The sequence below is a fragment of the Pedobacter vanadiisoli genome, from assembly GCF_042684385.1.
Taxonomy (GTDB): Bacteria; Bacteroidota; Bacteroidia; order Sphingobacteriales; family Sphingobacteriaceae; genus Pedobacter; species Pedobacter vanadiisoli.
The window spans coordinates 553,233-566,796 of sequence record NZ_JBHULL010000008.1; the positions used below are offsets into that span (position 1 = coordinate 553,233).

The following is a 13,564-nucleotide window of genomic DNA, read 5'->3' on the forward strand; positions in this document are numbered from 1 at the left end:
ACGGAATTATAAAGAGGTATAAAACCATGCGCAACAGCATGTTTGCTGCTGAATTTTACTTTTTATAGCAATCCTGGATAGGCTGCCGGTGGGGTGTTTAGCGGTTAAACTTTTGAAACCCTAACAGCGGTTGGCCCTTTTTGACCCATTTCTACTTCAAAGGTAACTTTATCACCCTCTTTAATCTGGGTTGTTAAACCATTAACGTGTACGAAGATACTTTCCTGTGTTTCGGTGTTTTTAATGAAACCGTAACCTTTGCTGTCATTAAAGAAAGTAACGGTTCCTTTTTTAACAGGGTTTTCGTCTACAATGTCTTCTTGCCTTGAAATACCAATTTGAATATCTTCTGTATTGATTACAATTTTCTTATTCGGATCTGGTGGGGTAGAAGAGATGTTTCCATTTTCGTCTACATAAGCCATCATATCTTCCAGTGCTAAACCTTTTTTGGCATTAGCCTGGCGTTCTTCTTTTTTCTCTTGTTTGTCTTTTTGTTTCTTTAACCGTTTTTTTTCATTTTCTTTTTTACTGTATGATGCCTGGGATTTAGCCATATTTTATTTGCTGTATTGTTTTAGAAGGGTAAGTGGAATGGAGAATTAAACAAAGATAGCAATACAGAATCATAAACACGATTTTAATCGGGAGAAGCAGCTTATAAACAATGTGTTTATTACTTAAATCAGCTGAAACTTACCTGGCTGCCCATTTTGCCTTATCAATCTGATAAATAAAATTGGGTTTTACGGGTTCGCCGTAGTAGGCCACTTCAAATTCGCCTGTTTTTATAGCACCCAATTTTTCTGCCGCCTTTTGCGACCTGAAGTTGGTTGCACCAATGTGCAGGATTACTTTATCTACAAAACGGAAAGCATAATTGAGCATCAGTGTTTTTAAAGAACGGTTATGGCCCTTACCCCAAAACTTGCGGCCAACAAAGGTATAGCCAATGGCAACTGAACGGTTTGCTTCGTTTAGATCGTAATACCTCGAGCTCCCAACAATTTCGCCGGTCTCTTTTTCATAAACGATAAAAGCGCCATGCGATTCGATAGCTCCCTTAAAGAAATTCTGGAAAACCTCCCTTTGGTAACGGTCTTTATTGGGATGCTGTTCCCAGAGTAAGGGGTCGGATGCTACGGCAAACACGGCTTCAAAATCTGTTTCTTTTAACGGAACAATTTTAATCAGATCGTCTTCTGGTGTGGGTTGTAAATCGAAATGCATTATGTTTTTTATAAAAACGGCCGGCTAAAAAGCCAGCCGTTTGTTGAGTATTTTATAGTGGAGGCCCTGACACGGGTTCAGGGCGAGGGGCTAGTGATTTAGTCAACCAGGCCTTCAATTTCAACCACTTCGTTTGCTTCTTTCTGGTAATCTACTTTATCAATTTCGAAACCGAAAAGGCTTAAGAAATCAGACCGGTAACCTGCCAGGTCGCCAATAGCCGGTAAAGTTTCGGTAGTTGCCTGTTCCCAAAGTTCGGCCACTTTAGCCTGTACATCATCGCGCATTTCCCAATCATCGATCCTGATTCTGCCTTTTTCGTCAACAGGAACCGGATTGCCGGTAAATAATCTATCGGCATATAACCTTTGAATCTGCTCGATGGTACCTTCGTGGATGCCCTCGGCTTTCATTACTTTGTACAATAATGAGATATATAATGGAATAACCGGAATAGCTGAACTGGCCTGTGTAACCAATGCTTTGTTTACTGATACGTAGGCTTTACCGTTAATATCTTTCAATTTATCGCCAATGGTAAAGGCGGTAGCCTCTAAATCGTCTTTTGCTCTTCCTATCGTTCCTTTACGGTATACCGGCTCGGTTAAGGCAGGACCAATGTAAGAATAAGCTACAGTAGTGGCGCCTTCAGCCAAAAGGTTCTCTGCTTTTAGAGCGTCAATCCACATGGCCCAGTCTTCGCCACCCATTACGGCAACCGTATTGGCAATATCTTCTTCGGTAGCTGGCTCGATAGAAACTTCGCTCACGTTACCGGTGTGGAAATCGACCGTTTTATTGGTATAAGTGTGGCCGATCGGTTTTAGGGTAGAGCGGTGTAAAACCTCTGTATCCGGGTGTTTCCTTACCGGCGAAGCCAAACTATAAATGACTAAATCTACCTGACCTAAATCTGCTTTAATCAGTTCGATAGTTTTTGCTTTGATTTCTTTAGAGAAGGCATCACCGTTAATGCTTTTTGCATATAAACCTGCTGCATGTGCTTCTTTTTCAAAAGCGGCACTGTTATACCAGCCCGGTGAAGCTGTTTTGCCTGCTGAGGGGGCTTTTTCGAAAAATACGCCAATAGTAGAAGCACCTGAACCATAAGCAGCGGTAATTCTCGATGCCAAACCGAAACCGGTTGATGCGCCAATTACCAATACTTTTTTCGGACCATTGATAGCTCCTTTTGATTTTACATATTCAATTTGGTTCTTTACGTTTTGAGCGCAACCATCAGGATGTGCAGTTAAACAGATAAAGCCCCTCATTCTAGGTTCGATAATCATTTTTGTTCTTTTTTACGTTTTGTAATGTTAAAATAAGTACAGTTTTAAGGTTATTGAAAATGCCTTAATGTCCAAATCTTTAACGAAGATATATTTTTAATTGTTTAACCTTAAATGAATTTTAAATATTGAAGATTTTTAAGTTTGTTGATTCCGCACAATCGTCATTTCGGGCGGAGTGCAATGCAGTCGGAAAATCTATTGTTGTAAATTGAAATTCGGGCTTTTATTTAACCACAAAGGATACGGAATATACAAAGCCCTTATTATTTTAAGCACACAGAGGGGGGCAAGGCAGGAGATAGGGTTTGGACGACCAGACTCCTGACTTCCGACTTTAACATATTTCTTTTATTTTAGCAGCACACAGATAAAACCGGTTTATCTTTTTATGAGAAAAATATTATTACTTGCCTCGATGGTATTCGTCCTGGCATCAGGAAGGCTATATGCGCAGACCCAATACCAAAATTCGGGTTGGTTTATGTTTTTGAACAATACCAGGTTTAATGAGAAATGGGGATTACAGTTCGATCTGCAGATCCGTTCGGCAGATAACTGGGGCTATGTGCGCAATACACTGGTACGGCCTGCAGTGCAATATTTCATCAATAACAAAAGCAATCTTGCGCTGGGTTACCTATGGCAGACCACAACCACCGAAGTGGCAGGAAGTACCGATCTTACCCTTCACGAACACCGTATTTTTGAACAATACATCTACAACCATAAAATCAGTTCGGTATTTGCCAGTCATAGGCTTAGGCTTGAGCAACGCTTTATCGGCAGAACCGGAGAAGATGTATTTTCGCAAAGGTTCCGTTATTTTGTAAGGTTGATACAGCCACTACAAAAAACACAGCCTGCTTTTGAAAAAGGTGCTTTTGTGGCTTTACAAAACGAAATTTTCTTAAACCTGCAGAACAGGAACAAAATCAATAACAGCGTGTTCGATCAGAACAGGGCCTATCTTGCTGTGGGATACCGTTTTTCGAAAAAAATTGACCTGGAAACGGGGTATATGAATCAGGCTACCCACGGATTGAATAATAATACCATTAATAACATTATTCAGCTGGCTGTTTATACTAGGTTTTAATGATTTAAAGTCATTTTTTGTTTAACAAAGGATGCAAAATGTTAAAGCTGTTGTAATTGATTGGTCTTTTTGCTCAATTTGCCGCGTGAAAAGATTTACCCTTCTATTTTTAGCACTCCTGTTTGGCAAGCGGATGCAGGCACAGGAAATTCGAAGCTCTTCGGCTAACCCAATCCCGGCCTCGAAAAGTTTATTTAACCCGGAGCATAAACGGAATTTTTCGCGCAAAGGCGATTTTTATTTTCATTGGGGATACAATAGTTCCTGGTACGGCAAAAGCGACATCAGGTTTCAGGGACCTAATTACGATTTCACCCTGAAAGATGTGGTTGCACACGACAGGCAGTCGAAATTAAGCTGGGAGTATCTGAACCCTGGTTTAATTACCGTGCCGCAGTATAACATCCGTTTAGGTTATTTTATAAAAGATAATTACAGTATCTCTATTGGCTGGGACCATATGAAATATGTAATGGATATCCCGCAAACAGTTGCAATTACTGGCCATATCGGTTCCAATATCTCTCCTACCAATACACCTACAGGTAATTTGGCCGGCGATTATAATGGGCAGCTCATTAATGTGAAGGAAAGTATGCTTACTTATGAGCATACCGATGGTTTTAACTACGCAAATGTTGAAGTAGAGCGCTATGATGATATTTGGGTGGCACCGGGCGGCAATACCTCACTAACCTTAGAAACCGGCCTGGGCGGTGGAATGATGGTTCCGCGGTCTGATGTACGTTTATTTGGCCAGGGAAGGAATAACCATTTCAGTATTTCGGGTTATGGTGTTTCGGCTAAAGTTGGTCTTAAGTTTTATGTCTGGAAAAATGTTTACCTGCAGAATACTACAAAATTTGGAGCCACTAATTTAACAAACGTGCATACTACTGGCTGGGATGAGTACGATCATGCTTCTCAGAAGATTAATTACATTGAAAATATCTGGCAGATCGGTGTTCAGTTTTAAATAAAAAAGGAGGTTTTAAACCTCCTTTTTTTGTTAAGTTGTTAAACTTTGGTTGAGATTGCTCAACCTGGCTTCACGGTACTCACATCCAGTTACAACAACGGTCAAAATTTAATAACATTTAGTAATCTTCTATGATAATTAATTTGCCCCAGATGATAGGCCAGGTGTGTAGCAAGGTGGACAAGGAAATATTCGGTTGAGGTTTTTTCTTCCAAAACCAGCATGGGGTATTCGGCAGCGATTTCCTCAACAGTTAATTTATCAAGTGTTTGGTTAACTACCTCAATGGTCTGGTCTATTTTTTCAATCAGTTCGTAGCGGGGTACATCTTTTAAAGAAAACTCGAGCTCACGGTTCCTGATGTAACCGCTGCCGCCCAATGTAGCCCCAATATAGGTATTTAAGTTCCCGATTAAATGCAGGCATAGGTTACCGGCCGAATTGGTTATACTTTGGTCTACGATCCACAAATTAGCCTCGTTTTGATACGACTCAATTTCGGTTTTTAGTTTATTCAGGTCGCGGTTAAATAGTTTTTTTAGGGTTTGGTTCAACATGGTTTCAGCATTTAAGGAGTCATTCTTTTTGCATCTTGAGATAATATTTCTTTACCATTTTTGGTAATTACCAGCGAGGCAGGGGCAGTGCCGGTTTCACCCATTACAGTAATGTAACAGGTGTAAGTATAATCTCCGCTTTTAAACTGATAATTATGGTTTCCTCCGCTGCCATCGGGAGTATATTTTCCGTTTTTTAGTATTAATGCAGGTTGATCATGCATTGTACTTTTTATGGGCCAGGAGGTATAACGGTAATTAAAATTGCCCAAATCATCAATTCTGATTCTGTATTTTGCTGTTTCAAAAATAAGTACGGGCGATTGAAACGACTTAATTAACGGGTGAAGCTTTACTTTTTCTGCGGCAATTAACCGTATTTTTTCGTCGCTTTCCTGTTTCGATTGGTGATTTACGGCGATCAAACTGCCACCATAATCCAGCCATAAATCGCCGTTAAATAACATAATTCCCCGCCAGCCAACATCATCCCAATCGGCATCTGGTTTAGAGTTGATAATCTTTTTGGTTAACTCTTCATCGAAAATAGCCTTATACCTCTTTATAAATTCCTGCTTGTTTTGAACAGGGGCAATGGGGTATTCTCTTTTAAGGGGAAACTTGATTTTGGTACTTAGCTTTTCAAGGTTTTGTCTTTTTATACAGTCTATAAAACTATTGACCAATGGAAGATATTTTGGATTGAGCTTTTGGCTGTAAGCCGATCCATGAATAATCAATAATATACCTATCAATAACTTTTTCATATAGTTGAGCGTTTTTATTGAGTGAATATAACTGATTTTTTTATGCTGGAATCATATTAATTACCATTCTTTCTGGCGCAACCAGCGAAACCTCTTTTACGCATTTCCATTTCGAACCTGCTAATCCTTCCATAGTGTCTCCTTCTTCAATAATGTCGCCATATTCGTAAATGTGGTAGGCATAAGTCCACAATAAATTGGCTATTTCGTTTTCATTAAAAGTAGAGAACCTGATTTGGAAATCGGGGAGACCCAACGCGTGCATGCCTATGCTGTCCATCAGTAATTCACGCTTTTGCGGATCGCTGCTTATATTAAATAACCTTACATTGCAGAGGGCGTACAATGCCTGTACTTTATCGGTTTCCCAAAGGCTGGTAATCGCCGCCGGGTTTAATATTTTATCGCCGTGAAAGGTGTATACCGCACTGGGTTGCGTAACCCTTATTACGGCCGCAAGGAAATCCATAAACAGGTTTACCCGTTGTTTATAGGGTAAGCTTCGCGACATTAAATCAGTAATCAGTATTTCGTACTGGCAGTTTTGAGCCACTTGGTTTGCTTCTGGCCAGTGCCAGTTTTGCGTAAATGCAGTGTCGGGAAGGCCGATTCCTGCTTCATCCCTGTCCGGGATCAGGATGTTGAGCTGCGCAGGAAGGGTAGCATCGGCCAGCTGAATAGGATAATCTGGAAAGGAAAAAATAAGGCTGCTTACAGAAAATGAATGATCTATATTGTTGATGTGCTTTTTGAGTTCGGCTAAAATCTGATCGGCATTGAGATTAGGTTTGCCAGAAAATAAAAGCTTGGTCATCAGCATTTCAGGGAAATTCTGGAGCTGGTTATCTTCAGGTATAGGCTCAATCTCTTTTGTTGTCGTATTTTTCTTTTTAAATCGGTTGAATAAATTCATGCCTAAATGTAGCATGTTTTGGATATAGTGGGAGATATTATTGTTAAAATATATGATACAATCGACTTAAAACGATGGGTAGTATTATTTAAGGAGAATATGCTGATATCTCCCGGTTGCACAAAAAAAACGTCCCTGATTGCGCAGGGACGTTCTTCAATTAAGCCTTTATTAACATTATACTTTTCTTACTTTTCCTGATCCGATTACCGTTTTATCAACGGTTGGATTGCCAGAATAATTTACGCTGCCTGAACCACTGATTACGGCCCTGATGCTTTCATCAACCGCGATGTTAACTGTACCCGATCCGCTAATGGTAGTAGATAATGTTTTTACAGCAAAAGATTTACCAGCTAAAGTACCAGAGCTGCTGATCACCACTTTGGCATGATCGGCGCCACCGGTAATGTTGATCGACCCCGAACCGCTGATTACACCGCTATAGTTATCTACATCAGCCGAAGCTTTGATATTTCCTGAACCACTAACGGTGGTAGTTAAGCTGCCTGTACTGATTTTTCCATTAACCGTTAAACTGCCATCGCCGCTCACTGTTAAGCTGGCCAGTTCTTTTGCCGTTACATAAGCGGTAATTTTTTTACCCTCATATTTATTAGACCAGCTTCTGATGCTGGTTTGCGGGCGGATTACCAAAACGTTGCCTTTAACCTCGGTCACAATTGTGGCAAGAGCATCAGCATCGCCTTCTAAACGGCAGCTTTCGGTGTTACCCAAGGTCACAATTACATTAATGGGCCCCGCAGAGGCAACACCGTTGAAGTTTTTTACCTCTCTCTCCTCTTTTTGATGGGTTGCAGTACCCGGTTTAGTATGTGCCGAAGCAGTTATACCAATGCCTGAAGTTAAAGTTAATGCGGCTAATAAAAGGGCAAACAATTTTTTCATGGTTATAGATTTTGATAATGAATAATGCGTTTTGAATATAAGACGCAGGTTTAGCCAAAAAGTTGCATAAAATTGAAAAATATCATGCTGATTTGCTGAGTGGTGTCAGCTAGTAATAGCTAACTCAGAACTGAAGATTAAGGTCAGATGGTAACATCTGACCTCACCTAAAGGTAAATCATTCCCCCTTTTTTATCCCTATATAAAAAAGCGGATCATGTTTAAAGTTTTCGGCAGTTATACTGGCATCTACCGGAATGGTTTTCCAATCGTTGGTCGGTTTAATTAAAGAATAAGCACCTGCTTTTAAAGTTACGCGTACCGGCATATCAAAACCTTTAACATCGGTTACCCAACGGTAAGACAAGGTATGGTTACTGATATTATATTCGAGTACGGGAATTTTGGTGTAGCGTAAATACTGATCGAATATTTTATCGAGCTTTAAACCACTCTGTTTGGCGATATACTGCTCAATTTGTGCTGTGGTAACCGTTTGATGATAAAAAGTTTTGTTTAAACCCCGTAATATCTGCCTGAATTTCTCATCGTTGTTAATCAGCTGGCGGATGATGCTGATCAGATTGGCACCTTTAGGATACATATCACCGGAACCTTCCTTATTTACACCGTAAGGGCCAATAATCGGAACATTGTTCTGGATAATTTTTTGTAACCCGATAACGTATTCATCGGCTGCTGCTTTATTTTCGGTGCACTCGGTGAACAAAACTTCAGAGTAGTTGGTAAAACCTTCATGAACCCACATATCGGCAATATCTTTCGAGGTAATGTTATTGCCAAACCACTCATGACCGCTTTCGTGGATGGTAATGAAGTCCCATTTTAAACCATGTCCTGTGCCACTTAAATCTCTCCCCAAATAACCCTGTTTAAACTGGTTGCCGTAAGCTACGGCACTTTGGTGCTCCATCCCCAGGTGTGGTGCCTGTACCAGCTTGTAGCCATCTTTATACCAGGGATAAGGGCCAAACCAATATTCAAAGCATTTTAGCATAGGTTTAACCTCGGCATCCCAGTGCGGCCGTGCTTTGGCACTGTCGGTTTGCAGGGCCCAGTAATCGATGGTAAGATTTCCGTTTTCGCCTGCAAAACTATCCTGCCAGTGGGCATATTTGCCAATGTAAAAAGTTACGTCGTAGTTGTTAATGGGGTTAGCCACAAACCAATTGTACTGTTTGTATCCATCAGGCTTATCAACCGTATTCCTTAACCTGCCGTTCGATATTTCCTGTAAAGTATTTGGAACGGTGATGCTGATCAGCATACTGTCTACCTCATCGCTCTGGTGATCTTTATTTGGCCACCATACACTGGCTCCCAAGCCCTGGCAGGCTACCGAAACAAAAGGGTTGCCCGCACTGTCTTTCTTGAAGATGAAACCGCCATCCCAGGGTGGTGTTTTAGCTACAATGGGATTACCCGAATAAAAAACCGTGAACTTATCTTTGCTCCCTTTTTTTACCGCCTTAGGGAAGGTTACAAAAACAGCATTGTATTCTCTTTTAAATGGGAGTTCGGCACCTTTGTACAGCACCTTTTCTACTTTAAGGTTATCGAAAAGATCGAACTGCAGTTTGGTAAAATCCTGTGTAGCGGTGAAAGCAAATTCGTTACTGCCGCTAACCGATTTTTGGTCGATATCGATTTTCACATCCAAGTGGTAGTAATTGATATCGTAACAGGTACGTAGGGGGGTAAGCGTTCCGCGTAGGCTATCGGCACGTGGGTTGACCTGGTTTTTGCCCAGCATTTGAGCCTGTAAACCTGAAATGCTGCAGGCGAGTGCTAAAATGGTAAATAGTTTTTTCATTTGTATTTTATTAATCGTTTAAAACGATTGGTTATTTATGCCCGCATTTAGAAACGCGGGCAGGCATTTATTTAATGACATCAACTTCGATAAAGCTATCGTTAAAAACGGTTTGCGTGGCTTTAATGTAATCTGCTTCGGTTGCTTTATATGGGTTATCTACAAATTTTTGTGGGTTGCGCGCAAACAATGGGAAGGCGGTGCTTTGTACCTGAATCATGATGCGGTGCCCTTTTTTAAAGGTGTGCAATACATCCTGCAATCTGAAATTTACATCCGTTTTTTGGTTGGCTACCAAAGCCTCAGGTTTTTCGAAACTGTTACGGAAACGTGCCGGCATTACCTCCGAACGTACCATTTGCCAGTAGTTGCTTAAAATGATGTTTTTATTCGGCATATATGGGTTGTTCGGTTCATCGGCAGGGTATACATCAATTAGCTTTACGATGAAATCGGCATCAGTACCTGTAGATGCAATTTTAAGGTGCGACATGATTTCGCCTCCTAAAGTGATGTCGTTGTCCAATACATCGGTTTGGAAAACCAGAACATCAGGGCGGCGGCCAGCAAAACGCTGATCTTCGCTCATGTAGTTATGTGGTGTAAAACCAATTGTAGTAGTTAAATCTTCAGTATAGGGAACTGGTTTTAGCGGGTCGCTGATGTAATTAACCGAGCCTGCGGTGGTCGGAGCAGTCATGCTCAGTTTACCATCGGCACCTAAATATAGTTTTTGTTTGCTGGCTTTTTCAGCAGGCCATTTGCTAAAAGTTTCCCATTCTTTTTTACCGGTATCGAACATGTAAGCTTCAGGTAAGCCAGAATTTGGGTCGCCATTGCCTTTTAAAAAATGATTAAAGAATTTGGCTTCGATATTTTTTTGGTAGAATGTAGCAATGCTGTCGCCGAAATACACATTACTGTGCATCGTATGACCGGTTTCACGGCTCCATCTCCCGTGGCCAAAAGGTCCCATAACAATGGTGTTGTAGGCACTTGGATTTTTCTTTTCGATGGTTTTATAAATGTTCAACGGACCAGATAAATCTTCGGCATCGTACCAGCCACCAACTACCATTACAGCAGGTTTAACAGTATTATAGTGCTTTAGCAGGCCACGTTTTTGCCAAAACTCATCGTAATTGGGGTGATTTACAGTTTCCTGCCAGAAAAAATTGTCTTTATAATATTTGTCGGCATTGGTTAAAGGGCCAAGGTCTAAAGCAAATTGGTATCCATCTTTGGTTTTAGGATTAATGATTTGGTTGTTGTACCACGGCTTAGCAGTTGTGTCGGTTTTCTGTACACCAAATACCGGGAAGGTGAAAAAGTAACTTTGTAAAAAAGAACCATTGTGGTGGAAATCATCAAAAAAGAAATCAGAAATCGGTGCCTGTGGTGAAGAAGCTTTTAAAGCAGGGTGGTTACTTAAAATGCCTGCTGCGGTATAAAAACCGGGATAAGAAATTCCCCACTGGCCAACCTTGCCGTTATTGTTGGCTACATTTTTTACCAGCCAATCGATGGTGTCGTAGGTATCTGAGCCTTCATCTACATCTTTTTTGGTTTTTTTATTGTCGATTACAGGTGTCATGTTAGTCCAGGTGCCTTCGCTTTTCCAGCGACCGCGTACATCCTGGTAAACAACAATATAACCTTCTTTCATCATCAGCTCTGACGGGCCTAAACGTGCAGGGAATTTATCTTCGCCATAAGGAGCCACGCTGTAACAGGTACGCTGCATAATCATGGGATATTTTTTATTCCTGGAGGCGTCTTTAGGGGTGTAAATAGCCGTGAAAAGCTTAACCCCATCGCGCATGGGAATGTAAACTTCCTTTTTGGTATAATTGGCTTTTGGATAATTTGCGTCGCTTTGGGCAAAGGCAGAATATCCTGAAAGCAGGATGATAAAGAGTTTAAAGTATTTCATTTTTTAAGAATAAGTAAGTTAGCCTGCTTTTGGTTCGCGGAGAAACGAACCATGGCGGTTGTTATGTTTATTTTTTTTAGATTAAAGTTAGTATTTAAATTATTTATTTGAGTCCGATCTTATCTTTCCGGTTCGTGCTGGCACGAACCGGGGGCATTTATTATTTCAAGACCGAAACTGTAATAAACGAACTGTTAAAGGTATCATGGTAAATTTTATGGGTCGCTTTCTGGAAATCGCCGGGTTCTGCCTGGTAAATATCCATAAACTTTTGTGGGTTGCGATCGGCCAGAGGAAACCATGAGTTCTGAATCTGGATCATGATCCTGTGCCCTTTTTTAAAGGTGTGGGCCACATCAGGCAAAGGATAGTTTACCTTGGTGATGGCTCTCGGCACAAAAGGCTCGGGCTTTTCGAAACTGTTGCGGTACTTGCCCCTCATAATTTCGCCACGTACCAGCATCTCGTAACCTCCCATAATCAGGTTTTTTGGGTTTGGTACGGGGTTAGGAGCATCTTCAGGGTAAACATCAATCAGTTTAACCACGTAATCGGCATCTGTTCCGGTAGTAGAAACAACCAGGTTAGCCAGAACAGGCCCGGTTAAGGTAATATCTTCCATCAATACGCCGGTCTGGTAAGTTTTTACATCGGGCCTGCGGGCTGCAAATCGCTGATCGTCTATCATATACTCGCGGGTACGTTTAGCCTGCACGCCATCCTGATAAGGTACCGGGTTATTCGGATCGCTCACATATTCATCCCAGCTATCGGTACGGCCTACTTTTTCGAATTCCAGCTTGCCATTGGGGTGTAAATACAGGTTTTTAGTTTCTGTTTCCTGTGGTGGCCAGGTGCTGAATTTTTTCCATTCATTGCTTCCGGTTACAAAGATATTGGCTTCGGCAGGATTAAAATCGCCTTCGCCTTTTAAGTAATGTTTAAAGAAAGGCAGTTCGTATTGTTGCTGATAATCGATACTGGTGGTTTTGCCAAAACTAATATCGCCAAGGTAAGACCCATCGCTGCGTACCCAGCCACCATGAAACCATGGTCCTGCCACGAGGATATTATTGGCATTGGGATTTTGTTTTTCAATGGCTTTATAAGTGGCAAAGGTTCCATAGGCATCTTCGGCATCGAAGAAACCGCCTACAACCATAACTGCAGGCTTAACATTGGTTAAATGCGGAGTGATTAAACGGGCTTTCCAGAAAGTATCGAGATTAGGGTGTCTAAACAAATCGTTCCAAAATTTAATGCTGTCAGCAAAATAGCTGTCTTTTAAATTTTTAACTGATCCGGCTTCCAGGTAAAAACGGTAATTATCCTGAATAGGGAACTTAAAACCTTTAGGCCCTTTATCGGGGGTGATGGGTTTTGGGCGCGGAACGCCAAAACTGCTCATAAAACTAAAGGCATCCATTAAAAATAAGGTGCCGCGATGATGAAAATCATCGCCTACAAACCAATCGGTAACGGGTGCTTGTGGCGAAACCGCTTTGAGCGCCGGGTGGGCATTGGGCAATGAGGTAGTGGAGTAAAAACCCGGATAAGAAATGCCATAAATACCGGCGTTACCATTATTGCCCTTTATATTTTTAACCAGCCAGTCGATGGTATCGTAGGTATCGGTACTTTCATCAATTGCCGTTTTAGATTTTTTATCTGTAACCTGCGGACGGATATCGGCAAAGGTTCCTTCACTCATCCAACGGCCGCGAACATCCTGATAAACAAAAATAAATCCCTCGCGCATCATCGCCGGAAAATTACCCAGGCTCAGCTTATATTTATCTTCACCATAAGGAGCAACCGTGTAAGGTGTACGGTTAATTAAAAAAGGGTATTTTTTGGATTGATTTTTGGGTATATAAATGGAGGTGAATAATTTTACCCCATCGCGCATGGGAATCTGGCGTTCTATTTTGGTGTAATTTTCTCTAACATATGCCGAATCATTCTGCTGGGCAAGCAATTCATTTGAAATAAACAAACAGATTAAGAGGCTGAAAATTCTGGGAAAGTTCATTTAAGTTTAGTTTTTAGGA

General features: G+C 41.2%; 12 protein-coding genes. 2 read left to right on the top strand and 10 right to left on the bottom strand.

Going from position 1 to position 13,564, the window contains the following annotated elements; genetic code table 11:
- Nucleotides 1–104: 104 nt before the first annotated feature.
- The 3 genes from ACFSR6_RS11100 to fabV form a co-directional block, all read right to left on the bottom strand.
- Complete coding sequence (locus tag ACFSR6_RS11100) at nucleotides 105–557, bottom strand: cold-shock protein (protein WP_379078655.1); 453 nt, start codon at nucleotides 555–557, stop codon at nucleotides 105–107.
- Between the two features lie 139 nt (nucleotides 558–696).
- Nucleotides 697–1,230 carry a GNAT family N-acetyltransferase gene (locus ACFSR6_RS11105; protein ID WP_379078657.1) on the bottom strand — a complete coding sequence of 178 codons (534 nt, stop codon included), beginning with the start codon at nucleotides 1,228–1,230 and terminating at the stop codon, nucleotides 697–699.
- A gap of 98 nt (nucleotides 1,231–1,328) precedes the next feature.
- Nucleotides 1,329–2,522: an enoyl-ACP reductase FabV gene (gene fabV, locus ACFSR6_RS11110; RefSeq protein ID WP_379078659.1), complete on the bottom strand. Its 1,194-nt coding sequence runs from the start codon at nucleotides 2,520–2,522 to the stop codon at nucleotides 1,329–1,331.
- A gap of 391 nt (nucleotides 2,523–2,913) precedes the next feature.
- Here fabV and ACFSR6_RS11115 point away from each other — a divergent pair, with 391 nt between their 5' ends.
- Both ACFSR6_RS11115 and ACFSR6_RS11120 read left to right on the top strand, forming a co-directional pair.
- Nucleotides 2,914–3,621 carry a DUF2490 domain-containing protein gene (locus tag ACFSR6_RS11115; RefSeq protein WP_379078661.1) on the top strand — a complete coding sequence of 236 codons (708 nt, stop codon included), beginning with the start codon at nucleotides 2,914–2,916 and terminating at the stop codon, nucleotides 3,619–3,621.
- An 85-nt stretch (nucleotides 3,622–3,706) separates the two neighbouring features.
- Nucleotides 3,707–4,597, top strand: a complete 891-nt coding sequence (locus ACFSR6_RS11120) for a hypothetical protein (RefSeq protein WP_379078663.1) — start codon at nucleotides 3,707–3,709, stop codon at nucleotides 4,595–4,597.
- Between the two features lie 104 nt (nucleotides 4,598–4,701).
- Here ACFSR6_RS11120 and ACFSR6_RS11125 read toward each other — a convergent pair whose 3' ends face one another.
- The 7 genes from ACFSR6_RS11125 to ACFSR6_RS11155 all read right to left on the bottom strand — a co-directional run bounded on the left by ACFSR6_RS11125 (nucleotide 4,702) and on the right by ACFSR6_RS11155 (nucleotide 13,545).
- Nucleotides 4,702–5,157 carry a DinB family protein gene (locus tag ACFSR6_RS11125; protein WP_379078665.1) on the bottom strand — a complete coding sequence of 152 codons (456 nt, stop codon included), beginning with the start codon at nucleotides 5,155–5,157 and terminating at the stop codon, nucleotides 4,702–4,704.
- Between the two features lie 11 nt (nucleotides 5,158–5,168).
- Nucleotides 5,169–5,924, bottom strand: coding sequence for a hypothetical protein (locus tag ACFSR6_RS11130; RefSeq protein ID WP_379078667.1), 756 nt, complete (start codon nucleotides 5,922–5,924; stop codon nucleotides 5,169–5,171).
- A 40-nt stretch (nucleotides 5,925–5,964) separates the two neighbouring features.
- Nucleotides 5,965–6,837 (bottom strand): DUF4261 domain-containing protein, encoded by an 873-nt coding sequence (locus ACFSR6_RS11135; RefSeq protein WP_379078669.1) that lies wholly within the window; start codon nucleotides 6,835–6,837, stop codon nucleotides 5,965–5,967.
- 177 nt (nucleotides 6,838–7,014) lie between these two features.
- Complete coding sequence (locus ACFSR6_RS11140; protein ID WP_379078671.1) at nucleotides 7,015–7,746, bottom strand: head GIN domain-containing protein; 732 nt, start codon at nucleotides 7,744–7,746, stop codon at nucleotides 7,015–7,017.
- A gap of 178 nt (nucleotides 7,747–7,924) precedes the next feature.
- Nucleotides 7,925–9,580, bottom strand: a complete 1,656-nt coding sequence (locus tag ACFSR6_RS11145; RefSeq protein ID WP_379078673.1) for a M1 family metallopeptidase — start codon at nucleotides 9,578–9,580, stop codon at nucleotides 7,925–7,927.
- A gap of 67 nt (nucleotides 9,581–9,647) precedes the next feature.
- Nucleotides 9,648–11,513, bottom strand: a complete 1,866-nt coding sequence (locus ACFSR6_RS11150; protein ID WP_379078676.1) for a CocE/NonD family hydrolase — start codon at nucleotides 11,511–11,513, stop codon at nucleotides 9,648–9,650.
- 160 nt (nucleotides 11,514–11,673) lie between these two features.
- Complete coding sequence (locus ACFSR6_RS11155; protein WP_379078679.1) at nucleotides 11,674–13,545, bottom strand: CocE/NonD family hydrolase; 1,872 nt, start codon at nucleotides 13,543–13,545, stop codon at nucleotides 11,674–11,676.
- Nucleotides 13,546–13,564 lie beyond the last annotated feature (19 nt).

What these genes read in the sequence shown, in the direction of transcription:
- fabV (WP_379078659.1), bottom strand. Translation starts at nt 2,522, where the DNA reads ATGATTATCGAACCTAGAATGAGGGGCTTTATCTGTTTAACTGCACAT.
- ACFSR6_RS11115 (WP_379078661.1), top strand. Translation starts at nt 2,914, where the DNA reads ATGAGAAAAATATTATTACTTGCCTCGATGGTATTCGTCCTGGCATCA.
- ACFSR6_RS11125 (WP_379078665.1), bottom strand. Translation starts at nt 5,157, where the DNA reads ATGTTGAACCAAACCCTAAAAAAACTATTTAACCGCGACCTGAATAAA.
- ACFSR6_RS11150 (WP_379078676.1), bottom strand. Translation starts at nt 11,513, where the DNA reads ATGAAATACTTTAAACTCTTTATCATCCTGCTTTCAGGATATTCTGCC.
- ACFSR6_RS11100 (WP_379078655.1), bottom strand. Translation starts at nt 557, where the DNA reads ATGGCTAAATCCCAGGCATCATACAGTAAAAAAGAAAATGAAAAAAAA.
- ACFSR6_RS11135 (WP_379078669.1), bottom strand. Translation starts at nt 6,837, where the DNA reads ATGAATTTATTCAACCGATTTAAAAAGAAAAATACGACAACAAAAGAG.
- ACFSR6_RS11140 (WP_379078671.1), bottom strand. Translation starts at nt 7,746, where the DNA reads ATGAAAAAATTGTTTGCCCTTTTATTAGCCGCATTAACTTTAACTTCA.
- ACFSR6_RS11130 (WP_379078667.1), bottom strand. Translation starts at nt 5,924, where the DNA reads ATGAAAAAGTTATTGATAGGTATATTATTGATTATTCATGGATCGGCT.
- ACFSR6_RS11145 (WP_379078673.1), bottom strand. Translation starts at nt 9,580, where the DNA reads ATGAAAAAACTATTTACCATTTTAGCACTCGCCTGCAGCATTTCAGGT.
- ACFSR6_RS11105 (WP_379078657.1), bottom strand. Translation starts at nt 1,230, where the DNA reads ATGCATTTCGATTTACAACCCACACCAGAAGACGATCTGATTAAAATT.
- ACFSR6_RS11155 (WP_379078679.1), bottom strand. Translation starts at nt 13,545, where the DNA reads ATGAACTTTCCCAGAATTTTCAGCCTCTTAATCTGTTTGTTTATTTCA.